23 protein-coding genes are annotated in these 24,399 nt (G+C 61.1%); 10 read left to right on the top strand and 13 right to left on the bottom strand.

Annotated features, from left to right (window positions below; all coding sequences use genetic code 11):
* Nucleotides 1-67: 67 nt before the first annotated feature.
* On the bottom strand, nt 68-3,655 hold the full coding sequence (nrdJ, locus tag NW827_RS05765; RefSeq protein ID WP_414503435.1) for a ribonucleoside-triphosphate reductase, adenosylcobalamin-dependent: 3,588 nt from the start codon (nt 3,653-3,655) through the stop codon (nt 68-70).
* 313 nt (nt 3,656-3,968) lie between these two features.
* Here nrdJ and NW827_RS05760 point away from each other — a divergent pair, with 313 nt between their 5' ends.
* The 3 genes from NW827_RS05760 to NW827_RS05750 all read left to right on the top strand — a co-directional run bounded on the left by NW827_RS05760 (nt 3,969) and on the right by NW827_RS05750 (nt 7,888).
* Nucleotides 3,969-5,180, top strand: coding sequence for a site-2 protease family protein (locus NW827_RS05760; protein ID WP_414361917.1), 1,212 nt, complete (start codon nt 3,969-3,971; stop codon nt 5,178-5,180).
* 85 nt (nt 5,181-5,265) lie between these two features.
* Entirely contained in the window at nt 5,266-6,573 is a 1,308-nt protein-coding gene (locus tag NW827_RS05755) for a M16 family metallopeptidase (RefSeq protein WP_414503434.1), read from the top strand.
* A gap of 31 nt (nt 6,574-6,604) precedes the next feature.
* Nucleotides 6,605-7,888 carry a M16 family metallopeptidase gene (locus NW827_RS05750; RefSeq protein WP_414503433.1) on the top strand — a complete coding sequence of 428 codons (1,284 nt, stop codon included), beginning with the start codon at nt 6,605-6,607 and terminating at the stop codon, nt 7,886-7,888.
* Nucleotides 7,889-7,974: 86 nt separating this feature from the next.
* Here the strand turns inward: NW827_RS05750 and NW827_RS05745 are convergent, their stop codons facing one another.
* The gene (locus tag NW827_RS05745; RefSeq protein WP_414403336.1) at nt 7,975-8,694 is read right to left on the bottom strand and encodes a DUF554 domain-containing protein; all 720 of its coding nucleotides are present in this window, start codon (nt 8,692-8,694) and stop codon (nt 7,975-7,977) included.
* A gap of 158 nt (nt 8,695-8,852) precedes the next feature.
* Between NW827_RS05745 and NW827_RS05740 the strand changes: the two genes are divergently transcribed.
* Nucleotides 8,853-9,377, top strand: a complete 525-nt coding sequence (locus tag NW827_RS05740; RefSeq protein WP_414361927.1) for a GNAT family N-acetyltransferase — start codon at nt 8,853-8,855, stop codon at nt 9,375-9,377.
* Between the two features lie 3 nt (nt 9,378-9,380).
* A complete protein-coding gene (locus NW827_RS05735) occupies nt 9,381-10,091 on the top strand; it encodes an esterase/lipase family protein (protein WP_414361930.1) in 711 nt (236 codons plus the stop codon).
* Here NW827_RS05735 and psb29 read toward each other — a convergent pair.
* A complete protein-coding gene (psb29, locus tag NW827_RS05730) occupies nt 10,088-10,807 on the bottom strand; it encodes a photosystem II biogenesis protein Psp29 (protein ID WP_414403334.1) in 720 nt (239 codons plus the stop codon). The genes NW827_RS05735 and psb29 overlap by 4 nt on opposite strands.
* Nucleotides 10,808-10,904: 97 nt before the next feature.
* Between psb29 and proB the strand changes: the two genes are divergently transcribed.
* The gene (gene proB, locus NW827_RS05725) at nt 10,905-12,020 is read left to right on the top strand and encodes a glutamate 5-kinase (RefSeq protein WP_414361935.1); all 1,116 of its coding nucleotides are present in this window, start codon (nt 10,905-10,907) and stop codon (nt 12,018-12,020) included.
* A 29-nt stretch (nt 12,021-12,049) separates the two neighbouring features.
* Here the strand turns inward: proB and arsJ are convergent, their stop codons facing one another.
* From arsJ to ahcY, 3 genes are all read right to left on the bottom strand, one after another.
* Entirely contained in the window at nt 12,050-13,336 is a 1,287-nt protein-coding gene (arsJ, locus tag NW827_RS05720) for an organoarsenical effux MFS transporter ArsJ (RefSeq protein WP_414361937.1), read from the bottom strand.
* A 13-nt stretch (nt 13,337-13,349) separates the two neighbouring features.
* Entirely contained in the window at nt 13,350-14,357 is a 1,008-nt protein-coding gene (locus NW827_RS05715; RefSeq protein ID WP_414503432.1) for an ArsJ-associated glyceraldehyde-3-phosphate dehydrogenase, read from the bottom strand.
* Between the two features lie 183 nt (nt 14,358-14,540).
* A complete protein-coding gene (gene ahcY, locus NW827_RS05710) occupies nt 14,541-15,821 on the bottom strand; it encodes an adenosylhomocysteinase (RefSeq protein ID WP_414403332.1) in 1,281 nt (426 codons plus the stop codon).
* 80 nt (nt 15,822-15,901) lie between these two features.
* Between ahcY and ruvX the strand changes: the two genes are divergently transcribed.
* Nucleotides 15,902-16,381: a Holliday junction resolvase RuvX gene (gene ruvX, locus NW827_RS05705; RefSeq protein WP_414361944.1), complete on the top strand. Its 480-nt coding sequence runs from the start codon at nt 15,902-15,904 to the stop codon at nt 16,379-16,381.
* On the opposite strand, the gene NW827_RS05700 is transcribed toward ruvX, so the two are convergent.
* Complete coding sequence (locus tag NW827_RS05700) at nt 16,348-16,746, bottom strand: YraN family protein (protein ID WP_414403331.1); 399 nt, start codon at nt 16,744-16,746, stop codon at nt 16,348-16,350. The two genes, ruvX and NW827_RS05700, sit on opposite strands and share 34 nt — an antisense overlap.
* 15 nt (nt 16,747-16,761) lie before the next feature.
* The gene (locus NW827_RS05695) at nt 16,762-16,920 is read right to left on the bottom strand and encodes a hypothetical protein (protein ID WP_414362080.1); all 159 of its coding nucleotides are present in this window, start codon (nt 16,918-16,920) and stop codon (nt 16,762-16,764) included.
* Between the two features lie 126 nt (nt 16,921-17,046).
* Here NW827_RS05695 and NW827_RS05690 point away from each other — a divergent pair, with 126 nt between their 5' ends.
* A complete protein-coding gene (locus NW827_RS05690) occupies nt 17,047-17,910 on the top strand; it encodes a M48 family metallopeptidase (protein ID WP_414403330.1) in 864 nt (287 codons plus the stop codon).
* A gap of 9 nt (nt 17,911-17,919) precedes the next feature.
* Nucleotides 17,920-18,831 carry a carbohydrate kinase family protein gene (locus tag NW827_RS05685; RefSeq protein WP_414403329.1) on the top strand — a complete coding sequence of 304 codons (912 nt, stop codon included), beginning with the start codon at nt 17,920-17,922 and terminating at the stop codon, nt 18,829-18,831.
* Nucleotides 18,832-18,833: 2 nt separating this feature from the next.
* Here NW827_RS05685 and NW827_RS05680 read toward each other — a convergent pair whose 3' ends face one another.
* The 4 genes from NW827_RS05680 to pyrR all read right to left on the bottom strand — a co-directional run bounded on the left by NW827_RS05680 (nt 18,834) and on the right by pyrR (nt 22,808).
* A complete protein-coding gene (locus NW827_RS05680; RefSeq protein ID WP_414362068.1) occupies nt 18,834-20,501 on the bottom strand; it encodes an ABC transporter ATP-binding protein in 1,668 nt (555 codons plus the stop codon).
* Between the two features lie 162 nt (nt 20,502-20,663).
* Entirely contained in the window at nt 20,664-21,209 is a 546-nt protein-coding gene (locus NW827_RS05675; protein ID WP_414503431.1) for a metal-binding protein, read from the bottom strand.
* A gap of 32 nt (nt 21,210-21,241) precedes the next feature.
* Nucleotides 21,242-22,213 (bottom strand): putative 2-dehydropantoate 2-reductase, encoded by a 972-nt coding sequence (locus tag NW827_RS05670; RefSeq protein ID WP_414403327.1) that lies wholly within the window; start codon nt 22,211-22,213, stop codon nt 21,242-21,244.
* Between the two features lie 31 nt (nt 22,214-22,244).
* Complete coding sequence (gene pyrR / locus NW827_RS05665; RefSeq protein ID WP_414403326.1) at nt 22,245-22,808, bottom strand: bifunctional pyr operon transcriptional regulator/uracil phosphoribosyltransferase PyrR; 564 nt, start codon at nt 22,806-22,808, stop codon at nt 22,245-22,247.
* 129 nt (nt 22,809-22,937) lie between these two features.
* On the opposite strand from pyrR, the gene NW827_RS05660 reads away from it, so the two are divergent.
* The gene (locus NW827_RS05660; RefSeq protein WP_414361960.1) at nt 22,938-23,465 is read left to right on the top strand and encodes a pentapeptide repeat-containing protein; all 528 of its coding nucleotides are present in this window, start codon (nt 22,938-22,940) and stop codon (nt 23,463-23,465) included.
* A 62-nt stretch (nt 23,466-23,527) separates the two neighbouring features.
* Here NW827_RS05660 and NW827_RS05655 read toward each other — a convergent pair whose 3' ends face one another.
* Nucleotides 23,528-24,268, bottom strand: coding sequence for a heme oxygenase (biliverdin-producing) (locus NW827_RS05655; protein WP_414361962.1), 741 nt, complete (start codon nt 24,266-24,268; stop codon nt 23,528-23,530).
* Between the last annotated feature and the right edge of the window lie 131 nt (nt 24,269-24,399).

The raw sequence follows: 24,399 nt of genomic DNA, 5'->3' as shown, positions 1-24,399 counted from the left end.
GTGTAGCCAGGGCCGGCTAGCGGAGAAGGGGCAACAGCACCCAGCTTGGGCGGGATTCCCCCTTCTGCTAACGGGACGGGTTCTCGCTCTGCGGGCTAGCCTCCGGCATCAGACAGCCGAGAGCATCACACCCTGCCGGCCCCTCTGCCATGAGGGCGAGGTTGCGGTCATAGCGCGCCAGGGCCTCGTAAAAGTTGTCGGTTTTTCGTCTTTGCTTGACCTCAGCCATCAGCCGTTCATAGGTGGCTTTGTCAATTTTCTCAAAGGGCAAGCGGGGGAAGGGAGCGTCGAAGCGCGCCAACAGCGCTGCGCTAATGTACCCCTCGTCGTCGCGGATGGCCTCGTAAATGCGGGATCCCAGCGCCTCGATCTCGTCCTCCCGCAGCTCGATGGTGGCTGAGGTGTTGTGGGTAGTGTAGTACTTTTGCACCTGCATGTAGAAGTCAAACTGGGCCAGGGCAGAGAAGCGCTCAATCTCAATCTCCTCGGCGCCGGGCAAATTGGCCCACTCCACCTCCACCGGCAGCTCCACCAGCCACTCGGTACAGCGGGGATCAAAGGGATCGTTGAGCAGGTTGCCGTTTTCGTCCTTGTCCGCCTGGGCGGGCACTACCGAGTAACCATAGTCCAGACAGGCGAGGGCCACGGGGTCGTTTTTGGCAAAGGTGATGCGGCGGATGTAGCGCTGGGCCTTGGGCGGGTGCCAGCCGGGCGAGGCGTTGGTGAGCAGGGACTTGGTGCCAGCGGGCTGAACAGTGGTGCAGCGGTTGGGACGGCGCAACCCGTGGCGGTCGCAGTAGTCCCAGACCACGCGGTGGACAACCTCCTTCCAAAAGCTGAGGTATTCCCGCTCCTGTTGCTTAAACTCCCGCCCCAGGGGCGTGTCCGGCCTCCCCTTCTGCCACCAGCGCAGCCAGTCCACCCCAAAGGCTTTGACGCAAAAGTCAAACAGCCCCGTAAACGAGACGCCGACGATGGGATCCCACTCCCGCGAGCGCTGGAAGCGGGGCTCGACAAAGCGATGGTGCAATAGCGCCGCCGCTGTCAGGGCCCCCGCCGTGAAGGCCTCCTCTTGTTCCTGGCGGTTGTGGGGATCCAGCTGGTTGAGGTGGATCTCAGCCAGGTTGCAGTGGAAGTCGCATCCAATGATCTCGCCGCAAGGGTTTAACCCATACCGCCGCAGCCGATGCTCCAGTTCAGCCTCAGGCAGGGTTGGCCAGTGGTGTTTTAGCCAGCGTCGAGCTTCCTCTGGGCCCTGGGAAGCATAGATGTTGAGGAAGGTCTGTTTCAATTCTGGAGTGGCGAGCAGGTCGGCATTGGCCCGCGCCACAGCTTCCCCCGCCCACTGGATGGCTCCCTCGCCGGAGTAAAACTGCTTGCGCACTGCCGCAATGCACTCTTCTCGCGTTGGCTTGCGGTGGAACACACGCGTGTGATTGGCCATGCGCAGGGCATCCCGCTCCGGGTCAATTCTCCAGTTGCCCTGCTCGTCCTGCTGCCAGAGGTTGTCCTTGGCGCTGGATCCCAGCTCGTCGTCGGCGGCAAATTGGCGCATGCCCGCGCTGTTGTGGGTGAGATAGCCATTGCAGTAAAAGCAATGGGCCTCTTCGACTTCAATGTCGTAGGTTCGTACCCAGTCATGGCTGCCTAGGCCCTTAACTGTAACGGGGATATCCAAATCCAACCCCGACTCAGCCAAGTATCGTTCATAGTTGGCTTCGACCGACCGAGCTCCTTGGCAGCCCATGCCGCGCATCTCAGTGTAGCTGTATACTTCCTGCAGCAGGGAGCCCGGAATCGTAAAGCCATGCGTCTCCAGCCCTTGGGGCAACTTCCCTTTAGCTGAGTAGGGAGCCACCAAGGCGTTGTACCGATCCTTGAATGCCGGCAGGGTAAGGCTGTATTGAACCTGCCAGTTCTCCTGCTGGGGGGGGAGGATTTTGAGTCGGCCTGCAATACCCAGACTGGAGAGCACAGCCCCCACTTGCAGGGCAAAGGAGCGGTGGACAGTTGTCAGCAATTGGGGGGGATGACTACGGGTTGACCCATTGCTGTCGATAAGGCCTGCCAGGTAAGCTGACCGTACCTCAACGGTGCCGCGCAGGATAAAGTCGGGAACTTGCAGGGGTTGCTTTGGTTTCTTGATGTGCCGCTCGAAATACTCCGCCAGCGGGATGCAGGAACACACAAACTTTGCCCCGTTCTCCCCTGGCCCATAGCTGCAGGTAGCTGTCAGCCCGAAGGCGGCTAGCGCCTGCTCCAGCTTAGCTTGGAGACGGGAAAGCAGCTCGGGATCCAGGGTATTGGCACTCCACTCCAGGTGACCGTAGGGCTTGCCGTGGAGATCGCGCCCCAGCGCAACATACCCACCCCCCTGGGTAAACCCAATGAGCCAGGCCACCTCTGGCGTCAGGGGCGGGATGTGCAGGGGCTTTGCGGTGGGGCTTTGGCTTGGACGAGATGCCGTAAAGTCCTCAGGGAGATGGGTAATGGTGCCGGGGAGAACTTGGGTGTTGTGCAGCAGACGATCCCCTTCGACTAACTCGTGGGTACTTTTCCATGCGATGTTCCCCCGAGCGTCTGCCAAAACCGCATGGCGGTGGTTCAAAGTTGAAAAGAAAGGAAGGGCATTGGTCTCTATTTCGTAAACTTCTTGGATCCCTTGGTCAAACTTGTTGACCACCCGACGAAACCCAAGGGGGGTCTGAACCCAATCGCCTACCTGCACATCCTTGATGGGCACCAGACCTTGTGAGGTGTGCACCAAGGCGTTTTCAGGTAAGCACCGCCGAATGTTCCCCGCCACAATCGTCACCGCCGCCTCGTCGATGAGCAGGCAGCACTCCACCGAGTTCAGTTGTCTGCCCACCGCTTTGTTAAGGATGGCGGCGCAGCGCTCGTAGAGGCCGGGCAGCTTGATGGGGTTGGCCACCCCCCCAAACCCCTGTAGCCGCTCGCCGGCAGGGCGGACATCGCTCAAGTCCACCGTCACCTGGACCTCGCCGCCCAAGCTGGGATCCGCCGCCAGCTCCAGCAGCGCCTGGTAGGACTCCACCCAGCCCCGCCGGCTATCCCCCACCTGGATGTGCACCCGGGATCCCTGCCGCTGGATGCGGGTGTGCTCCTGCCGCTGCTCTCGGGGGGTGGCGCCAATGGATCCCACCACCTGGACCTGTAGGCGGTTGAGGATGGGGGGCAACTGGCTGATGAACTGGGGCTCCAGCACCGCCCCTGTGCCACAGCCCATCATGGCCAGATCCATCATCAAGCCAAAGGAGGGCCAGTCGACCACGGTGAGGCTGGTGCAGTTGTAGGCGCCGGAGTAGTTTTCCGGCTTTTGGATCCACGCGGTGCCCATCACCCACAGGGCCCGACCCGAGATCAACGCCTTCAACTGCCGCTGCAGACGTTCCACCAGCTCCCGCTCCTGGGGAGTGAAGCGTCCTAGGCGGGCAATATCGGCCAGGCTGCGATCGCAGACGTCGCTCCAAGTCTCGCGGCTGCCATCCGGGCGCCGCCGACTGTAGGTGCGGTAGAACACTGGAGCGGCCGTCGGAGCGGTTGCTGGGAACTCGCCCCCAGAACCCAGCGCTTGCCCTTGTGGCAAGGGCACTGCTTTGCTCTGTTCGCTTGAGCAAGACGAAATCGACACCATAGAGCCACACCCCTCCTGCAAAGCTGCCCGTGGAGTCCGACGAGAATTTTCCTTGCCGGCCAGGGCCGTCCCAGAGGAGCTGCCCGACCCGCCGGCCATCCAAATGCCCAACTAGGCTACCACAATCATCAAGGGGCAGGGGGTGTCGTGGGCTCTGGCTATCTTCCCCAGCTAGGGTGGGGGCAGGCGGGGGATCCGTTACCAAGCCCTGGAAAGGGCTAGAGTGGAAAGGAAGGGATCCCCAACGGAAGGGTTACCTGCTGTCTTAGAAACTGTGCCCCTTGGGCAAAAGCTGTGTAGGGAGTTGAGGGCTATGACCAGTCGCCTGCGCATTGGGAGTTTGTGGGGGATCCCCCTCTTCCTGGACTACACCTGGTTTCCAGCGGCTGTGTTGCTGGTGCTCTCCTATGGCCTGGTGACGGCGCTAGGGCTGTTTCTCTCCTTGCTGGCCCATGAGTTGGCCCATAGCTTGGTAGCCCGCGCCTATGGAGTCCGGGTGAGTTCCATCACGCTGTTTATCTTTGGCGGCATGGCGGCCATCGAGCGGGAAGTTCCTCGCCCCCTGGGCGCCTTTTGGGTGGCCCTGGCAGGGCCCCTCCTCAGCTTGGGCTTGTTTGTCCTCTTGAGCGTGGCCGGAGCTTGGATGGGGCCAGGATCACCGCTGGTCTCAACCCTCGCCAGCTTGGCTGCCATCAACCTAATGATTGCCCTGTTTAATCTGCTGCCAGGTTTGCCCCTAGATGGGGGGCAGATGCTCAAAGCGGCCATCTGGGCTTGGACAGGGGATCGGCAAAAGGGCATGCTCTGGGCGGCTAGATCTGGCCAAGGAGTGGGCTGGGGCTTAGTAGGCCTAGGTCTGCTGGTGGTATTTTGGGGAAGCCTCAACGGCCTTTGGGTGGGGCTAATCGGCTTGTTTATTTTAAACAGCGCCCGTCGCTATGAGCAGTATGCGCAACTGCAGCGGGTGTTGGCCCGCCTGAAGGCCGCAGACGTCATGAGCCGCCGGTTTCGCGTCCTGGATGCAGGCATGAGCCTGCGGGAGTTTGTCGATCGCTACCTGGTTCCCGCTTCCCTCCAGCCAGAGGCAGGAGGGGGAGTTCAAGAAGTGTACTTTGCCGAGGAGGACGGTCGCTACCGGGGCCTGGTGAGGCCGGAACTGCTCAACGACATCGAGCGCAGCCAGTGGGATCACCTCACCCTCAAGGCCATTCTTAAGCCAATGGAGCAACTGCAGGGGGTACGAGAGGAGACCCCTCTCCTCCAGGTGATGCAGATGATGCGCCAGGCGGAACCCCGTCGCGTCTTGGTCTTCACCCCCAGCGGCGCCATTGCCGGCTTGATCGACCGCGGCGATGTGGTAGCGGTAGCGGCGCGGGAGCTGGGGGTAGATCTGCCCCAGGAGGTGGTGCAGCGGCTACGCGACAGCGAAGAATGGCCCCCGGGCTTCCAAGTGGAAGAAAGCCTAGACGAAGGATCCCCCAGCTTTTCGTGGCCAGGAGCAACGGATACCCCTTCCAAGACCTAGAGAAATGACCCCTCCCTGGAGTATTCCAGGCGCGGACGGGGGTTGTCTTGCTAAAATTAAGTTTGTTCTCTATCAATTAAGAATTTTGAGCCGCCTACCTCGTCTTCTGCCTGCTTACACCCATCGCTTAAACAGCGGGCTGCGCGTTATTCTTCACCCCGTTCCCATTGCCGACTCGGCTACTGTGGACGTCTGGGTACAGACAGGCGGGCGCAACGAGCCGCCGCAGTGGCTGGGCATCTCCCACTTTCTCGAGCACATGGTTTTCAAGGGCAGCGAGCGGCTGGCCCCCGGTGAGCTGGATCGCGCTATTGAAGGGCGGGGAGGCATCACCAACGCTGCTACTGGCCAGGATTACACCCACTACTACATGACAGTAGCTGCTGCCGATCTGCCGGAGACTCTGCCCTATCTGGCAGAGGCGGTGTTGCGGGCCGGGATCCCGCCCGAGGAGGTGGAACGGGAGCGCCAGGTGGTTTTGGAGGAAATTCGCCGCGCTGCTGACGACTTGGGGTACATCACCTACCAGCTTCTCATGGAAACTGCCTACGGGGAGGAGCACCCCTATGGGCGACCAGTGCTGGGCAGGCCGGAAACCCTGAGGCAACTGACCCCAGAGCTGCTGCGCGCCTACCACCGCGGCTGGTACCGACCCGAATACATGACAGTGGTGGTGACGGGAGGCATCGACCCTGAGCAGACGCTGGCGCTAGTGGAAAAGGAGTTTGGCGGCCCCGCCCGTGGCCCTGCCTGGACAAGGCCCCCAATCCCGCCTCAGCCCCACCCGCAGGGGATCCTGCGCCGCGAGAGCACCCATGTCCGCCTAGAGCAGGCCCGTCTAAAATTGGCCTGGCCCACAGTTAGCCTCGACGCCTGGGAGCAAGTTTGCGGCCTGGAGCTGTTGGCTGCCGTGCTGGGGGATGGCCGTACTTCGCGGCTGGTGCATCTGCTGCGGGAACAGCGGGGCTGGGTGAGGGCTATCGGCTGCTCTTCGCTGGTGCTGAAGGAGGGGGGGCTCTTTTGCATCAGCGCCCAACTGGAGGTAGAGGATTTGCCACGGGTGGAGGCAACCCTCCTGCACGAGATCGAGAAGTTGCAGCAGGATGGCATCGGCCAAGCGGAGCTGGAGCGCGCTCGGCGCATGCTGACCCACGAACTTCTCTTCTCCGCCGAGTCCCCCAGCCAACTGGCAAGTCTCTACGGCTACTACGAGACCCTGGTCGGGGTGCAGCGCCTCCAGGAGTACCTGGAGCTGTTGCAAGCGTTTACCCCAGCGCAAATCCGCGAGCTGGCTCAGCAGTACCTCTCTCCTGAGGCTTACGTGGTGGCTCTGCTTAAGCCAGCTGCCTCTAATGCTGCCGCGGCTTCGGAGCTCCAACTGGCCTGCCGTTGATGGCCCTTCCGTCTTGGATCCCTTGCCCCTAATGAGCTCCACCCTGCTTGCCACGCAACGTAGCCGTTTACAGCGCCTCCACCTGGGCAACGGTATCACGCTGCTGTTGGGCCAGAACCCGACGGTGGAGATCCTGGCCGCCCACTGTTTTTTTCGTGGCGGCAGCCGGGTAGAGCAGCCGCAGCAGGCGGGCTTGAGCCACTTGCTGGCCGCTGTCCTCACCAAGGGCACTCGGCAGCGCAACTCCCAAGCTATTGCCGCTTGGGTGGAATCGTTGGGAGCTTCCCTTTCTGTAGACAGCGCTGCTGATCATTTCGAGGTTGGCCTGCGCTGTGTAGCGGAGGACTTTCCGGAGCTGTTGCAGTTGCTGGCGGAGATCCTCCGGGATCCCAGCTTTCCCGAGGCGGAGGTGGCGCGGGAGCGGGAGCTGATGCTGCAGGCCATTCGCGCCCAGCAGGAACGGCCCTTTAACCTGGCCTGGGATCAGGTGCGGCAGGCCCTCTATAGGGATCACCCCTACGCCCTGCCGGGGTTGGGACGACTGGAGACGGTGGGATCCCTGACCCGCGAGGATTTGCTAGCCTACCACAGCACCTACTGCCGCCCGGAGGGAATGGTGATGGCGGTAATTGGCCCAGAGCCACCGGAGACGATGGCAGCCCAAGTGGAAGCTGTCCTGGGAGATTGGGTGAGCGCTGGCCCCCCTGCCCCCGATCCCACTCTGCCTCTGCCCCCCTTGGAGAAGCCGCAACTGCGAAAGCTCTCCCAACCCACCCAGCAGACAACGATCGTGCTTGGCTTTCGCGGCTCCCCTGCCTCTTCTGCGGATTATCCCGCCCTGAAGCTACTGGCCACCTACCTGGGCAGCGGCCTGTCCAGCCGTCTTTTTGTCGAGCTGCGGGAGCGCGGCGGCCTGGCCTACGAGGTCTCCGCCTTCTTTGCCACCCGTCGGGATCCCGCCCCTTTTGTGGCTTACCTGGGCACGGCAGCAGAGAACACTCCCGTGGCGCTGGAGCGCCTGCCAGCAGAGATCCAGCGCCTACACGACACCCTCCTGAGGAGCGAGGAAGTGGAGATGGCCCAGCGCAAGCTTTTGGGCCAATATGCCCTTAGCAAACAGACCAACGCCCAAGTGGCGCAACTGGCCGGCTGGTACGAGATTTTGGGGTTGGGCATGGAGTTCGACCAGCAGTATTTGCAGAGGGTGAGGCAGCTTACCCCTGCCCATCTCCAGCAGGCTGCAAAAACCTACCTGGTCAACCCAGCTATTGCCCTGGTGGGGCCGGAAGAAGCTTTGGCAAAAGTTGAGCTGTAGGTGGGTGCCCCAAGACAGGCTGCTGCCTCGCGTGATCAACGACGCCACCTTTGCCGCTGCCAGCCCCCAGCTTCCCCACCAGTCCCCTAGAGGTTGAGATCCCAGAGGGGGAAAAATCCCACCAGCAGTTCCACAATGACCAAAGCCGGCAGCAGGTTGGCCACCCGTAGGCGGGCCAGGCCCAGTAGATTAATGCCAATACCCAGGATGAGGAGCCCCCCGGTCGCTTCCAAGGCGGCCAGCAGGTCTGGGCGCAACAGCGGCTGCAGTTGGTGGGCCAGCAGGGCCACGCCCCCCTGAACCAAGAGCACCGGCAGGGCGGAAAACAGTGTGCCCCAGCCCAGGCTGGCGGTAAAAGCTAGGGTGGCAATGCCATCCAAGGCGGCTTTGACCAAAAGCAGGGAGGGATCCCCCAAGCCATCCTCAATGGCGCCCAGCAGGGTCATGGGGCCGACCACAAACAGGAGGGTGGTGGTCACAAAGGCGCGAGCAATAGGGCTGGGGCCTAGCCAGCGACTGACCTGCTTTTCCAGGGCCTGCCCCAGCCGCTCAAAGGCAGCCTCGAGGTCGATCCCCTCCCCCAGCAAAGCCCCCCCGATCAGGGCTAGCAAAACTGTTACTGCTTGGGCAGCGCTGCTGAGGGTGAGGGCCATCTGGATCCCCAAGACCAACACCAGGGATCCCATAGCTTGTAGCAGGGTTTGGCTCATGCGCTCTGGCAAACGGCGGCCCAGCACCCAGCCAAGGCCACTGCCCACGAGGATGGCAAGGGCGTTGACGAGGGTGCCGGTGCCGGGGAGAGCCATAGGACGTTCTCGCTGGCCAGACTGGATTATAAGTCTCCCTATGGGTCTCTTCCAAGCCGGCACGGCAGCCGCTGAGCAGACGGGCCGCTTCTGCTGCCGATCCCAGCTATACTGAGGACAGGCTCACAAAGGTGGGCTTTTGCCCCACTGCAATTCCAATGGGTTTTTGGAAAGGGCTGTTTGGGTCAGCAGGGGCCGCTGCCACCAAAGCGTCACCGCCAACGGCTACACCCGCCCCTCGCCAGGAAACGGTGGCGGTAGGGGGGGAAACTATTGTCTTTAGCCTGGATCCCAACATAGATGTGTACGAGCTAGAAGAGCTTTGCGATGCGGTAGGGTGGTCGCGTCGCCCCATCCACAAAGTTAAGAAAGCCCTGCAGCATAGTTTTCTAGTGGTGTCGATGTGGCAGCAGCGGGGCAGCTACCGTCGCCTCATCGGCTTTGCCCGCGCCACCTCTGACCATGCCTTCAATGCCACCATCTGGGATGTGGTGGTGCATCCTGAGTTTCAGGGCCGAGGGCTGGGCAGGCGGCTAATGGAAAAGGTAATCCAGGAGTTGCGCGCCCAGGACATCAGCAACATCACCCTTTTCGCCGACCAGGGAGTAGTCAGCTTCTACGAGCGGCTGGGCTTTACACCCGACCCAGAGGGGATCAAGGGCATGTTTTGGTACCCGCGCTAGCCCATGGCTGCTCTGCCCACGGTGATCCTGCCCGGCTACTTGGCAGGTGCCTCAGAGTACGAGCCTTTGCGTCAGGAGCTGGAGGCCCGCGGCTATGCGGCCCGGGTGGTGCCCCTGCAGGTGTACAGTTGGATTCCCACGCTGGGGGGAAGGCCCGTCACCCCCATCTTGCGGGCCCTCCAGGCCACTATCCAACGCACCCAGGCCGAGTTTGCAGTTGACCGGGTTAACTTGGTGGCCCACTCCGCTGGCGGCTGGATTGCCCGCATCTACCTGGGATCCGTGCCCTACGGGGGGCAGGTGTGGCAGGGGCGAGAGCACGTTGCCACCCTCATCAGCCTGGGATCCCCTCACACCAGCCGGGAACGCTGGACAAGGCGTAACCTGGACTTTGTTAACACCCACTACCCGGGGGCCTTCTGGCCGCAGGTCAAGTACGTCTGTGTGGCCGGCAAGGCCATTCAAGGGCGCCGCCTGGGCCTGGGATCCCTGTGGCGGCAGGAGCATTATCTGGCTTGGCTGGCCTACAACAGCTACCGGCTTACCGCCGGCCAGGGGGAGCTGTGGGGAGATGGCATCACTCCCATTGAGGCTGCCCATCTGGCAGGGGCCATCAACCTCACCATTCCCGACTGTCACCATTCTGGCCGCGGTGGGCGGCGCTGGTACGGCTCGCCAGAGGTAGTAGATAGCTGGATTGCCTATTTGGTCTAGCTACTGGGCTTGCTGGAATCGGCAGGGGAGCTGCTAGGCAGGGAGGCAGCCGATTGACGGCGTTCCTGTTGACGCCGGGCCGCTTTTACCATCTCCTCCACAACAGCCCGCGCCTGCTTCAGGCGGTCCAAGTTGCTGCGGTAGAGCTCTAGGTCTTTTCTCACCCTCTCTGGGGAAAAAGGCAGCTTACCAATAAGCTCCTCCAAAAAGCGGCGGGTGCGTTCTTCGGGATCTTTGTAGAGGGAGGCAGCAACTGCCTCATAGGCTGTGTAGAGGCCAACTGCCAAAACCCGACTGTAGGCATAGGGAGGCTGGGTCATGCGCTGCAAAATGGCCTTGAGCCCGCCCACATCCTCTGCCTCCGGTTTGAGACAGAGCAGGTTGTAGCGTTGCTGGGGATCCCCACTGCGCAGGAGCTCCAGGAGGTCGTGGGCATTCTTGCGCACCACCTCCGGCTTGAGGTGGAGTGCCTTACAGAGGGCAGTGAAGATGGCCTCACGCTGCTCTGGAGGATGGTAAGCTTCCATCAGCCCGTTGTAGAGGGTAACCAAACCCAGGGCAAAAAAGGGGTCGTAGACAAAGGCGCTGTTGACAGTGGTTAGGTGCAGCTCCACCAGCAACTCCTCCACTGCCCGGCGATAGGCAGGGTGGAGGGGGCGGGGGTAGGCGCTCAAAAAGGCAGCCTTAGTGGCCGAAAAGGTGCGGACAGGATTCACAGGCAGAGAGCGGGAGGCAGACCTATAATATTTTCCCTCGGAGCGACCCCAAGGGCAAGCCAGGCCTAAGGTTTCGGGGTGGGAGGAGTATTGAACTATGGCAGCTACAGGGGGGACGATTGTCGTAAAAATTGGCACCTCCAGCCTGACGGATCCGCAAACGGGCTCACTGCGCCTTTCCGTGCTGGGGCCCCTCGTGGAGGTGCTGACGCGGCTGCGCAACCAAGGCTACGCCGTGATCCTCGTCTCCTCCGGAGCAGTGGGAGTGGGCTGTGCCCGCCTGGGCTTGCGCCAACGGCCAACAGCAATCGCGGAAAAACAGGCGGTGGCGGCGGTGGGCCAGGGACGGCTGATCCGCCTGTACGATGATCTCTTCTCCGCTCTCAACCAACCCATTGCTCAGGTGCTGCTTACTCGCGGCGACTTCGTGGAGCGCAGCCGCTACGTGAACGCCAATCGCACCTTTACCCAACTGCTGCAGATGGGAGTTATCCCCATTGTTAATGAAAACGATACCGTGGCGGTGGAGGAGCTGAAGTTTGGCGACAACGATTCCCTCTCAGCCTTGGTAGCCAGCATGGTGCAGGCCAAGTGGCTAATCCTCCTCACCGACGTAGACAGGCTCTACTCAGCCGATCCCCACCGCGATCCCTCCGCCGAGCCTATTGAGCGGGTGGAGCACGGGATGCCTTTACGGGTCAAGGCGGAAGCCCAAGGCAAAAGTGGCTGGGGCACGGGCGGCATGGCCACCAAGCTTACTGCTGCTCAAATTGCCACCTCTGCCGGCGTGACGGTGGTAATCACCAATGGCAAGCGGCCCGACCAGATCCCGGCCATCTTGGCTGGCGAGCCCATTGGCACCCGCTTCGAGCCAGCTCCCCAGCCTGTTAGCGCCCGCAAGCGGTGGATTGCCTACGGCCTTATCCCTGAGGGATCCCTCACCCTGGACGAGGGGGCAGTGCGGGCAGTCTGTGAGCAAGGGCGATCCCTGCTGCCGGCAGGGATCGTAGAAGTTTCCGGCGACTTTGAGGCAGGAGCTGCCGTGCGCCTGTGTGATCCCAGCGGGCGTGAGGTAGGCAGGGGCCTAGTCAACTACAGCGCCGAGGAACTGCGGCGCATCAAGGGCAAAAAAACTGCCGAGATCCCCTACATCTTGGGCTACGAAGGGGTGGATACCGCCGTCCATCGCGACAACCTAGCCCTGCTGGATTGACCTACTTTCCAGATTCTTGAGAGATCCCCTCAATCCCCCGGCTTAACCACCCACTCCACCGGAGTTTTGCTGGGATCCGGCAATTTCAGCGAGAACAGCCCTGCCATCAAAATCAACAGGGTGGAAAACCAGAGGCAGCCCTCCAGGCCGTAGAGCTGGAAGAGGATCCCGGAGGTTACCGTCCCCAGCAGGCGGCCACCGGAATTGGCCATGTAGTAAAAACCCACGTTGAGGGCAACATCGTCATCTTCCGTGTAGGCCAGCACCAGGTAGGAGTGCACTGCTGAGTTAAAGGCAAAGACAATCCCAAAGAGGATGAGGCCGCCGGTCACTACCCACTCCGGCGGCAGGCCGGCCATAAAGGCGGTGGCAATGAGGGCCGGCACCGCGGTTAGGGTAAACGTCCAGACCTGGACGGTACGGGCCTTGGGAGCGCGACCCGGGCGACCTCCTCCCAGGAGTTGGGGCGCTAGGAACTGGATGATCCCATAGCCAATGACCCAGATGGCCATGTAGCTGCCCACCTGCATAAAGCTCCAGCCCAGCTCGTCGTAGAGAAACACCGGCAGGGCCACCACAAACCACACATCCCGCGATCCAAAGAGGAAAAAGCGGGCTGCTGAGAGGAGGTTGATCTCACGGCTTTTGGAGAACAGCCGCTTGAAGGGGATCTTCGCCTTAACCTTGCCCATGTCTGCTGGCAGCAGCGCCCCAGAGCAGAAGATCAAAGCCAGCGCTCCTGCCTGGACGAAGTTGGCCATGCGGAAGCCCATGGGATCCCCGTAGATCTCAGTGAAGATCTGCAGCAGAGCCGCTCCCACAAAGAACCCCGCCCCCTTGAGGGCGTTTTTGGATCCCGTCAGCATCGCCACCCAGCGGAAGAGGCGGGATTCGGCCTCCTTGGGCACCACCAGCCGGACAGCGCTTTTGGAGCTCATCTTGGTGAGATCCTTGGCGATCCCAGCTAGGGCCTGGGCCGTCATCACATAGGCCACCTGGCCCCAGACCGGCCACTGCAGGTTGATCACCCCCAGCATCACCAGGCCGAAGATCTGGATGGCAATGCCTCCGTAGAGGGTAAGCCGCAGGCCAAACAGGGAGCCAATCCAACCGCCCAGGAAGTTGGTGATCACCCCGAAGATCTCGTAGAAGAGAAACAGCATGGCAATTTGAATCGGAGTGAAGCCCAACTTGTGGAAGTGGAGCAGCACCAACATGCGGATGGCGCCGTCGGTGATGGTAAATCCCCAGTAGGCGGCGGTTACTAGGGCATAGTTGCGCACTGCGGCAGCTTGGGCGCTTGAGACAGCAGTCATGGGCAGGTCTCCTCTATAAGCTGAGAGCCACCTTGCGGGCCAATTCCGCCATGCGATTGGCGTAGCCCCATTCGTTGTCGTACCAAGCCAGGATCTTCACTTGGGTGCCATCTACCACCATGGTTGAGGAGGCATCCACAATGCTGGAGCGGGGATCCCCCTTGAAATCCACGGAGACCAAGGGCAGCTCCTCATAACCAAGGATGCCTTTGAGTTCCCCTTCGGCTGCAGTCTTCAAGAGGTGATTGACCTCTTCCACCGTGGTGGGCCGCCTTACCTCAAACACAGCATCGGTCAAGGAGGCATTCAGCAGGGGCACGCGCACGGCAATGCCGTTGAGCTTGCCGTTGAGCTCAGGGTAGATGAGGCCAATGGCCGTAGCAGCGCCGGTGGTGGTGGGCACCAAAGACAACAGAGCCGAGCGCGCCCGCCGCAGGTCCTTGTGGGGGGCATCCACCACGGTTTGGGTGTTGGTGACATCGTGGATGGTGGTGATGACCCCGCGTAGGACGCCAATCCCTTCGTGGATGACTTTGACCAAGGGGGCTAGGCAGTTGGTGGTGCAGGAGGCGGCAGTAAGGAGGTGGTGGCGGGCTGGATCGTAGAGGTGGTCGTTGATGCCCATAACGACGTTGAGGGCCTCTCCATCCTTAACGGGAGCAGCCACAATAACCTTGCGCACCCCCGCTTTGAAGTAAGCCTCCAGCTCTGCTGCCTTGACAAATTTCCCCGAGCACTCCAGCACCAAGTCAATCCCCAAATCGGCCCAGGGCACTTCACCAGGGGACTTAAACTCACTGAAGGTGAGGGTTTTGTCTTGGATGCGCAGCCGCTGCTCACCGGGTTCGATGTCAATGTTCCAGCGGCCCTGCACCGAGTCGAACTTGAGCAGGTGAGCTGCCGCAACAGGCCCACCCTTGATCTCGTTGATGTGGGCAAACTCCAGCTCTGGCCAGCCCCAAGCTGCCCGTAGCACCAGCCGTCCAATGCGGCCAAAACCATTAATGCCTACCCGTGCCACCCTCTTGGCCTCCAGGGATCCCAGAACCCCGCCTAGAGCTTATCAGAAACACCTGTTCACTGCAATCAAGTGGAGCGGCTAGGTCTGGGGTTGCTTAGTTTCCTAGAGAGGGCGTATCCTTCAGGGGCCCGCTTGCAAGGGAGCGGGCAATAGCAGCTCCCTGGTGTCTGCCCCCGAACAGCTCTAGGTTCCTACTGTCCAAGTGTTGCCGTACTCGATCTGCTCCGGGGTAAGGCTGTCGATCTGGATCCCCATGGCCTTGAGCTTGAGGCGGGCGATGGTCTCATCGATCTCCGCAGGAATGGGGTGCAGCCCAGGAGCCAGGCGTCCTCGGTTTTTCACCAAGTACTCGCAGGCCAGCGCCTGGTTGGCAAAGCTCATGTCCATGACGCTGGCGGGGTGGCCTTCGGCAGCAGCCAGGTTGATGAGCCGGCCCTCTCCCAGCACCAACACCGACTTGCCCGACTGAAGGCGGTACTCTTCCACGAAGGGGCGCACTGTCTGCCGGGAAACGGCCCGCTCTCGTAGGGCTCCTAGGTCAAGCTCGATATCAAAGTGGCCGGCGTTACAGACCATCGCCCCATCTTTCATGCAGTCGAAGTGCTCGCCGCGGATAACATGCTTGTTGCCAGTGACCGTGATGAACAGATCCCCCAGAGGGGCAGCCTCGGCCATGGGCATAACTCGAAAGCCATCCATCACTGCTTCCAGGGCCCGCACCGGGTTGACCTCGGTCACAATCACCTGGGAGCCCATACCGCGAGCCCGCATCGCCACCCCCCTGCCGCACCAGCCGTAGCCAGCCACCACCACCGTCTTCCCGGCTAGGAGAATGTTGGTACAACGCAGGATGCCGTCTAGGGTAGATTGGCCAGTGCCGTAGCGGTTGTCAAACAGGTGCTTGGTGGCTGCGTCATTAACGGTCATTACCGGGAAGCTGAGCACCCCAGCTCTAAGCATGGCCCGCAGACGCACCAAACCGGTGGTGGTCTCCTCCGTGGTGCCAATGATCTCCGAGAGCTGCTCCTGCCGCTGCTGCACCAGCTCCGCCGTCACGTCGCCGCCGTCGTCAATGATGAGGTTGGGGCGGTGATCCAGGGCAATCTGGACATGGCGGCGGTAGGTTTCCACATCCTCCCCCTTGATGGCAAAGACCGAGATGCCGTAGTCAGCCACGAGGCTGGCGGCCACATCGTCTTGGGTGGAAAGAGGATTGCTGGCAATGAGGACACTCTCAGCTCCGCCTGCCTGCAGGGCCAAGGCCAGATTGGCGGTTTCGGTAGTGACATGACAGCAGGCTACTAGACGCAGGCCAGCCAAGGGCTTTTCTTGGGCAAAGCGCTCCCGGATCTGAGCCAGCACCGGCATCTCCCGCGCCGCCCACTGAATCCGCTGCTTACCCAGGGGAGCAAGGTTCAGATCCTTGACTTCATGCTTGGGGAGGGACAGAGTAGCACTGCTCATGAGAAGGCTCCTAGGAGGAAGTTAAACTCTCCAGCGGCCAGAGAGAGGCCGCTACAATGTTGCCAAGGACGGAGGCTCAGATGTCCACAGGCCTGTACTATTCTCCCACAAGGGATCCCTTTTCAGCCCTGGGGCTGGACGTGGGCAACCGCCGCATTGGCGTGGCCGGCTCCGACCGACTGGGGCTGCTGGCTACTGGCCTGGGGGTAATCCAGCGCCGTTCCCTCCCGGAAGATATTGCCCAAGTGCAGGCGTGGATCCGCCGCCGCCAGGCTACTGTGGTGGTGGTGGGGATCCCCCTTTTGGCAGATGGCTCAGTGGGATCCCAAGCCCGCAAAGTGCAGCGCTTTGTGCGAGCTCTCCAGGCGGCTGTGGATTTACCCATAGAGACAGTTAACGAGTACCTAAGCACCGTGCAGGCAGAGTGGGATCTGCGCCAGGCAGGGATACCGGCCAAAGCCCAGAAGGCTCTTATTGACCAGCAGTCGGCGGCGGTGATTTTACAAACTTGGCTGGATGAGCGGCGCTACGGCTCCACCTCAAAGGCTCCCTGCCGGTAGTCAGCCACCGCGTAGCCAAGGCCAGGCCGATATTCCACCAGAGCAACATCGAAGCGACAGGCGACTTCCGCCAAGGGGGGATGCTGGCTGAGGAACGCTTGGGCAGCTTGGATCAAGCACTGCTGTTTTCGCCTCCCAACTGCCAAAAGTCCGCCTTGATCCCACCCCTGGCCGCTGCGGGTTTTGACTTCCACAAAAATCAGCAGCCCTGCCTTGTAGGCCACCAGATCCACTTCCCCCCAGCGACAGCGCCACCGCCGCGCCAGGATCTGCCAGCCTTGCCCTTCTAGGTAGCGCTGCACGCAGCCCTCGCCGGCCTCACCCGCCTCCTGGGGAGCGCTTCGCTTGCGATCCTTAGTCCCCACTGCTTCCTGCTGGCCCTAGTGGGCAGAGCCGTTGCCGTGATACTTGTCGGTGTCGTAGAAGCCGTTGCGGGTGCCAAAGTAGAAGCTTGCCAAGGAGAGGATCAGGCCAACCGCTACCAAGATTGACTTTGCTTCCACGCGGTTTTCTCCCAGCTGTGTCCTCGTCCCAACCATGATAGCCTGCCCCCTGGTTAAGGCAGAATGGGAGGGGGATCCCCCGCCGGGGGACCAGAGCTGCTCACCCCTCTCCCTTGCCGCCAGGGGTGCCCTAAGAGTCTACCCGTTTTTCTGTGACCTCCTATGTCTTCTCCAGCCTCTCTGTCAGCCGTTTCCAGCGAGCCCCGCATCCTGTTGGGCCTGCGGGCCGACGAATTTCGCCATCCAGTTGATCTGCAAGCCACCCGCTCTCTGCAGCAGCTGCCAGGCTTAGGCCTGCTGATTCAAAACTTGCTTGGCTCCACAGCAGGGGAGATGTTTTACTTGGACAACATTGCCTCCAGCATCCAAATCAACGAGCGCCAGTTGCCGGAAATCTACCAGCTTTTGGTGCAAGCCTGTCGCATTTTGGATCTGGAGGTGCCCCAGCTCTATGTGCGGCAAAACCCTGTGCCCAATGCCTACACTTTTGCCATGCAGGGGAAAAAGCCTTTTATTGTCTTGCACAGCTCTCTGCTAGATTTGCTGGAGCCGAAGGAACTCCAAGCTGTAATTGCTCACGAACTGGGCCATCTCAAGTGCAACCACGGCGTCTACCTAACGATGGCCAACATTCTCACGCTCTCCGCCAGCTTGCTCCCCTTTGGCGGTCTGTTCTATCAGGCGCTACAGGATCAACTGCTGCACTGGCTGCGTTGTGCCGAGTTTACCTGCGACCGGGCAGCGCTCCTGGTTACCCAGGACCCAAGAACGGTAATCTCAGTGCTGATGAAGCTGTGCGGCGGCTCACCCCAGTTGGCGGCCAAGCTCAACGTGGAGGCCTTTCTAGAACAGGCCCGCACCTACGAGGAGTTGGATAACGATCTCTGGCAGCTGGAGCTCAAACAACTGCAAACCCTTGGCCGTACCCATCCGCTGCCGGTGCTACGAGCTAGGGAAATCGAGCGCTGGTTCCGCAGCAACACTTACCAGCAAATCCTAGAGCAGCACGGCGTCCCTGCCCTCTAGTGGACGAGCATGGCTCCTCTTGAAGTGCCGCCTGGTCCGCCTCTGATCTTGGGGGAAGTTCTTTTTGACTGTTTCCCTGACAGGGTGGTGCTGGGAGGAGCAGCTTTGAACGTGGCTTGGAACCTCAAGGGACTGGGGTTGGATCCCCTGCTGATTAGCCGCATTGGCCAGGATGAGGCGGCAGAACAGTTGGTGGTGGCGCTGCGGCGGCAGGGGCTACGTCTGGAAGGGCTGCAGCGGGATCCGGCTCACCCCACCGGTCAAGTGCAGGTTACCCTCGACCCGGAGGGGATCCCGAGCTTTGCCATCTTGCCAGAGCAGGCCTACGACTTCATTGAGTTGGATCCTGCTGCCCTTAGAGCCTTCCGGCCTAGCTTACTCTACCGGGGCAGTCTGGCAGCACGGCAAGAGGCAACCCACCGCCATTTCCAGGAGGCCATCCTGGCTTTGGGCTGTCCGGTGTTTCTCGACCTCAACCTGCGGGATCCCTGGTGGCACCCGGGCCCTATCCGAGAAATGCTGCGCAGCTGCACTTGGTTGAAGCTCAACCAGGCGGAGCTGGAGCAAGTGGTTCAACTGGAAGGGATCCCTGGCAAAGAGGTGGTAGAGCAGGGGCAGCTCTTGCGGGCCCAGTTGGGCCTTAAGGGCTTGTTCTTGACGTTGGGGGCGGCAGGGGCGCTCTTGTTTACAGCAGAGAGGGTGTATCAGGCGGAGGCGGTGCCAGCGCTGCAGCTAGTGGATACAGTAGGGGCAGGGGATGGGTTTAGCGCGGTAGCCATCCTCGGCCTGCTGCAAGGATGGCCGGAGGCGGTGCTGCTGCAGCGGGCAGTGGCGTTTGCAGCAGCCATCTGTGGGGTTGCGGGGGGTGCGCCCTCAGATCCGGAGTTCTATCGTCCCTTCCGGCAAGCGTGGGGGCTTTAGAGCTACTGGAACTGGCGCCAGTGGAACTGGGCGTAGCGTCCTCCTTTCACCAGGAGCTCGCGGTGGTTGCCTTGCTCTAGGAGTTGTCCTTCTTCGAGGACAAAAATGCGATGGGCGCTGCGCACAGTAGAGAGGCGGTGGGCAATAACAAAAACGGTACAGCGCTGCATTAGCCGTTGGAGGGCCTCCTGCACCAAAGCCTCGGACTCGTTATCCAAAGCAGAGGTAGCCTCGTCCAGGATGAGAATCTTGGGGTTGAGCAGCACGGCGCGAGCAATAGCTAGCCGCTGCCGCTGACCGCCGGAGAGGGTGATCCCGCGCTCGCCGATGCGGGTAGCGTAGCCCTCAGGCAGGCTCTCGATGAAGCGGTCAATATTGGCCACCCGGGCTGCCTGGCGCACTGCCTCTAGGTCAAAGTGCTCCTGGCCATAGGCAATGTTGCTGGCAATGGTGCCGGAAAAGAGGGTGATCTCCTGGGGAACAATGCCGATCTGGCGGCGCAAACTTTTGAGGGTGACGGTGCGGATGTCAATGCCGTCGATGCGAATACACCCCTGCTGCGGATCGTAGAAGCGAGGGATCAAATTCACCAAAGTTGATTTGCCAGCCCCGGAGGAGCCCACCAGGGCAACAATCTCGCCGGGGGCCACCTGGAAGCTAATGTCTTTGAGCACCGGCTGATCCGGCTTGTAGGCAAAGGAGACCCGATCAAACTCCACCCAGCCCTGAATGGGGGGCATGGGGCGGGCACCCGGCAGCTCGCGCACGCGGGGGCGGGTATCTAGGAGCTCAAAGATCCGCTCCACGGAAGCCTCCCCCTGCTTTAGCTCGCTGTAGTTATTGGTGATATGGACAATGGGATCAATCAGCAGGGCCACCCCCGCGATAAAGCCGAGGAACTGGCTGCCGGTCAGGTTGCCCTCGCTAATCTGCCAGCCCCCCACCCAAAATACCCCCAAGACGCTCATGGCGTAGAGAAAGCCCACCACCGGGTCTTGGATGGCCTTGACCTGTTCGGTTTGGAAGCGAGCCAGGCGGTTGCTTTCGGCCAGGGCACTGAAGCGGCGGATCTCGTAGTCCTCGGCAGCAAAGGCACGGGTGAGGCGGATGCCGGCAAAGACCTCTGTTAAAAGAGAAGATAGGTCAGCCATACTTTCCTGATTGCGGCGGGAGCGCTGCAGCAACCGCTCCCCAAACCAACTAATCAAGGCGCCCATCAGGGGGGCAATCACCAGGGTGGTTAGGGTGAGGATGCCGTTGAGGTAGAACAAGTAGGCCACCACGGCCAAGATGGTAAGCACGCTGGGGATAAAGCGGTGGAAAAACCGCTGGACCACCTCCCCCACCCGATCCAGATCGCTGGTGAGGCGATAGACGAGGTCACCAGTGCGGCTGCCGGAAAAATAGTCCACGTCTAGTCCCTGCAGGTGAGCGTAAACTCGCTGCCGCAACTCCAACACCATCTGCAGGGAAGCCCTGGCCATGAGGGTGTCCTGGCCGTACTGGAAAGCACCACGCACCACGAAAAATACCACCCCAATTAAGGCCAATGTCCGCAGTTGTCTGAGATCCCCAGCCCCGATAGAGCGGGCCACCCACTCGATTAGGTAAGCAAGGGCGGGCATGGTGAGGACAAAACCCAGAGTGCAGCCCAACCCCAGCAGCAACATCCACAAGTGGGGCTGAATGAAGGGAAAGAGACGGCGATAGCTACGCAGCGGATGCACCAAGTGCCACCCCAAGGGCTTCTGCCCCACCCAGCTTAGCGGATGCGCTCCTTCCCTGCTGCCGGGATCCCCTCCTGCTTTTGATAGCTCTAAGGAGGACTCGCCCTACCCTTGCCGCCACTTGCCGGACAAGCCTTTCCCCTGCCGCCTTTTGCGCCAACGGCGCCAGCGCGAGACCAGGCAATCGCTGAGGCTGTGGTTGACGGCTCCCAGCTCCAGTCCTAGGCCCACCCAAAACAGCGTTGCGGCGTGGGCTTGCAGCCAGTGCCAGAGGCTCTCCCGCCAGATCCCCGGCTGCCACTGCCACCAGCCCAGGCGGGATCCCAGCCAAGCCGCTGGCAGGCCCACCCCTGTCACCCACAAGCCTAGGTAGAGTAGCCGCAGAGCGGTGCCTACCAGCGGCCCGTGGGACCAAAAGGAGCGGTGGTGCAGCCAGCGACGGTAGGGAAGCCAAATCCAGCGCAGGAACAGCCAGCGGCGGTACTGCCGCGAGCGTGTATCCAGATCCCCGGAAAACATCAGGCCGGCAAAAAGATAGGCCGATCCCGCTGCGAGAGCCGCTGCGGTACTGTCACTTACCCAGCCCACCGCCAAAGCGATGCCGGGAGCCGTCCAAAGGGTGAGGCGATCGTGGGTGGATCCCCGGGGCATCCAGCCAGTGCAGCGCTCCACTGGAGCTGAGTCTAGCCGCAAGGGGAGGAAAAGGCTGGGATCCCACGATTAAGACGATCCAACACCTGCAGCTGCCGGTAGAGCATCTCTACCCGCGGCATCTGGACCCCGCCCTGCTGGGCATAGCGGAGAGGGTTGGCAAAAATAGCCTCCAGTTCCAGGGGACGCTTGCGCTCGTAGTCAATCTTCATGCTGGTGCGGTAGGGAGCCATCTTCTCGGTGTTAGCCAGCATTTCTGGAATCAGGGAAGGGGGAAGCCGGCGACCACAGGCTGCAGCTCCCTCCACCACCTCCTGCATCAGGGCTTCTGCCAAGGCGCGGGCTGCCGGGTCGCGGATCATCTGCTGGGTGTCGGCATTAAAGACCACCGAGAGGCCATTGAAGGGAATGTTCCAGACCAACTTTTGCCAGCGGGCCAACATCAGATCTGGTGAGAGGGCAGTGGGGATCCCAGCCCGCTGAAAATCGGCCTGGATCTGTTGCAGACGGGGTGTGATTCCCTGGGGGGCATAGCCAGGGCCGTATTCGGCCAGCAGCACCGAGCCATAGTCGAGGTGGCGGATGTGGCCGGGACCAACTTTATTGGAGCTGATGAAACAGAGGCCACCGATGATGCGCTCGGGGCCAACGCAGTTGGCAATCTCCGGCTCTGCCCCTAGCCCATTTTGCAGGAGGATCACCACCCCTCTTTCGGCCAGCACGGGCGGCAGCAACTGCGACAGAAGGTGATTTTGGGTTGCTTTCAGGGCCACGATGACCCCCTCGCAAGGGGGCATCTCCTCCACGGAGACGTAGGCATTGACCTGGGGCAGGTGAAAGTCTCCCCAGCAGGATTCCACCCACAGCCCGTTCTGGCGCACGTGCTCGTAGTCACTATGGAGCAGGAAATGCACCTCAAAGCCAGCCTGCTGTAACTTGGCTCCGTAGAATCCTCCCAGGGCACCGCTGCCCAAAACAGCGTAACGGCGGTTTTCCGGCAACATAGACCTAGCAACAACCTTGGGCCGCTGAGCCTCACTCTATCGCCCTCTGGGGCGCTTCCTCGGGATCAGGGTCAATCAACAGTACCCGCTCCTCACCGTCGGTTTCCCGCAGCTGCACCTTAACCATTTGCTCAGGGGTCGTGGTTAGCCTGTGGCCGCAGTAGTCTGGCTGAATGGGGAAGTGCCGATGGCCGCGGTCAATCAGCACGGCTAAGCGCACCCGTTCCGGCCGTCCAAAGTGACTAAGGGCCTCCAAAGCTGCCCGGACCGTGCGGCCGTGAAAGATAACATCGTCCACCAGCACTACCTCTTGGCCAGTTAGATCCCGTGGCATTTCACTGCGATTGGGGGTGCGCAGCCGGCCAGCGCCCAGGTCGTCGCGGAAGAGGGTGATGTCCAACTCCCCTACCTGGGGTGGGATCCCAAACAGCTCGGCCATGCCATCCCGGAGCCGATAGGCCAAGGGCACCCCGCGGGTGCGGATGCCAATTAACACCAGCCTGTCCAGGTGGGGGTGATCCCTGCCGATTGCCGCCGCCAAAGCGGCAATTTGCCTAGCCATCTCCTGGGCACTGAACACCTCGGTTGTGGACATGGATCCCCTGCGTCCCCTTGTTGTTAGTGGGGGCTGACATCCCAAGTTAGCCCAATCTGCCGCTGAGATCCCCAGCCAGTAGGATAGATAAAGCAAAGGCAAAAAGACTCCAGAAGGGAGGGATCCGTCATGTCCACTGCAGGGCCAGTTGCGGCGGAGAAAAGATGGATGTGGGCCCGCTGCTTACGGGCCGTACTAGCGGCGCTCCTGGGGCTGGCGTTGGGGTTAGTCCTGCTGGGATTGCCAGCCTGGGCAGAAGACTACAGCAAGCGGGAGCTGCAGGGGGCAAACTTTGCCGGACAAGACCTGAGCGGCTGGAAATTCCTCAAAGCCAACCTACGGCAAAGCAATCTCAGCCACGTGAAGGCAACAGGAGCCAATTTTTTCGGAGCCAACCTCAGCAAGGCTAACCTGCGCGGTGCAGACCTGCGCGGCGCCACCTTGGACATGGCCAATTTACAGGGTGCTGACCTGCGGGAAGCCCAACTGCAAGACAGCATGATGTGGCTGGCGCGGGTGGAAGGGATCGAGATCGAGGGAGCAGACTTTACCAACGCCCTCATCCGCAAAGATGCCCTTGCTCTCCTCTGCCAACGGGCTAGCGGCGTTAACCCAGTTACTGGTCGGGCCACCCGCGACACCCTTGGGTGCGACTAGCCCCTGTCCCAGCCCCTCTCCCCTAGGGAGAGGGGCGAAATCCATCACTTGGCAGACCTAGCCTACGCAGCCACCTCAGAGCTGGCAGGCTTACGCTGAAACTGGCCGAGGAGAGAATTCCAGGCCAAGCGCGCCATCGACAGCAGCCAATTGCCCTCCAACTCTCTAAACAAGTCCATGTTGAGCTTGAAGGCATAGTTGGCTTCCGCCACAATGCGCTCGATAGTAACCTGATCCAGCCCCAGGGCATCCAGTTGAGCGCGGTAGCGCTGCTTAAACTTGCCCTCGTGGGGGATCTGCTCAAAGTCGTAGAAGGCAGTGCCCTCCCCTGGCGGCAGGCCCATGGCCCGGCGGGCAATGTTTTTCAGGATCTGGCCACCCGACAGGTCGCCAATGTAGCGGGTGTAGGCGTGGGCAATGAGCAGAACCGGATCTTTTTCCACCACTTCCCGAATGCGGTTGACATAGACTTGGCAAGCAGGGGAAGGCTTAACCACAGAGGGCCAATGGGGACCAATGAAGTAGTTTAAATCCTTCTCCAAGCTGGCCTTGCGCCACAATTCAGGGTAGTAGAGCTGACCCACTATCGGGTGATCCCGCAACTTCGCAAACCCCTCTTCCAGCGCGCTGTAGACAAAGTAGAAATTGCCCACGTAGCGGCTATAGGTACGCTTGTCGACCACCCCCTTAAGGAAACATTTGATAAAAGCCATGTTCTCGGCCATGGTGTGGGACTGCTTGGTGCCCTCCCGCAACTGGACCGATAGGCTAGCGTTTTGATGTTCCTGACTGTGCCGACTCACAAAACCCTCCTCTTGTAAACTCTCTATTGAAAACGCTGCCTGGCTCCAGCCATTGACCGGCTTATCGATAAACGGCGAAGGCTTTCCCACCTTGCAAGCTGGGTAAACTGGGCCTCCTCCTCGGGATCTCC

Source organism: Synechococcus sp. H70.1, assembly GCF_047502705.1.
In the GTDB taxonomy this organism is placed as follows: Bacteria; Cyanobacteriota; Cyanobacteriia; order Thermostichales; family Thermostichaceae; genus Thermostichus.
This window is presented reverse-complemented; position numbering and strand designations above follow the sequence as displayed.

Bases quoted from the DNA above. Each gene is read 5' to 3' on its own strand.
- NW827_RS05735 (WP_414361930.1), top strand. From the start codon at position 9,381: ATGGCTGCTCTGCCCACGGTGATCCTGCCCGGCTACTTGGCAGGTGCC.
- ruvX (WP_414361944.1), top strand. From the start codon at position 15,902: ATGTCCACAGGCCTGTACTATTCTCCCACAAGGGATCCCTTTTCAGCC.
- NW827_RS05740 (WP_414361927.1), top strand. From the start codon at position 8,853: ATGGGTTTTTGGAAAGGGCTGTTTGGGTCAGCAGGGGCCGCTGCCACC.
- NW827_RS05745 (WP_414403336.1), bottom strand. From the start codon at position 8,694: ATGGCTCTCCCCGGCACCGGCACCCTCGTCAACGCCCTTGCCATCCTC.
- proB (WP_414361935.1), top strand. From the start codon at position 10,905: ATGGCAGCTACAGGGGGGACGATTGTCGTAAAAATTGGCACCTCCAGC.
- arsJ (WP_414361937.1), bottom strand. From the start codon at position 13,336: ATGACTGCTGTCTCAAGCGCCCAAGCTGCCGCAGTGCGCAACTATGCC.
- NW827_RS05675 (WP_414503431.1), bottom strand. From the start codon at position 21,209: ATGCCCCGGGGATCCACCCACGATCGCCTCACCCTTTGGACGGCTCCC.
- NW827_RS05660 (WP_414361960.1), top strand. From the start codon at position 22,938: ATGTCCACTGCAGGGCCAGTTGCGGCGGAGAAAAGATGGATGTGGGCC.
- NW827_RS05750 (WP_414503433.1), top strand. From the start codon at position 6,605: ATGAGCTCCACCCTGCTTGCCACGCAACGTAGCCGTTTACAGCGCCTC.
- pyrR (WP_414403326.1), bottom strand. From the start codon at position 22,808: ATGTCCACAACCGAGGTGTTCAGTGCCCAGGAGATGGCTAGGCAAATT.
- NW827_RS05760 (WP_414361917.1), top strand. From the start codon at position 3,969: ATGACCAGTCGCCTGCGCATTGGGAGTTTGTGGGGGATCCCCCTCTTC.
- NW827_RS05670 (WP_414403327.1), bottom strand. From the start codon at position 22,213: ATGTTGCCGGAAAACCGCCGTTACGCTGTTTTGGGCAGCGGTGCCCTG.
- NW827_RS05695 (WP_414362080.1), bottom strand. From the start codon at position 16,920: ATGGTTGGGACGAGGACACAGCTGGGAGAAAACCGCGTGGAAGCAAAG.
- ahcY (WP_414403332.1), bottom strand. From the start codon at position 15,821: ATGAGCAGTGCTACTCTGTCCCTCCCCAAGCATGAAGTCAAGGATCTG.
- NW827_RS05685 (WP_414403329.1), top strand. From the start codon at position 17,920: ATGGCTCCTCTTGAAGTGCCGCCTGGTCCGCCTCTGATCTTGGGGGAA.
- NW827_RS05680 (WP_414362068.1), bottom strand. From the start codon at position 20,501: ATGTTGCTGCTGGGGTTGGGCTGCACTCTGGGTTTTGTCCTCACCATG.
- NW827_RS05690 (WP_414403330.1), top strand. From the start codon at position 17,047: ATGTCTTCTCCAGCCTCTCTGTCAGCCGTTTCCAGCGAGCCCCGCATC.
- nrdJ (WP_414503435.1), bottom strand. From the start codon at position 3,655: ATGGTGTCGATTTCGTCTTGCTCAAGCGAACAGAGCAAAGCAGTGCCC.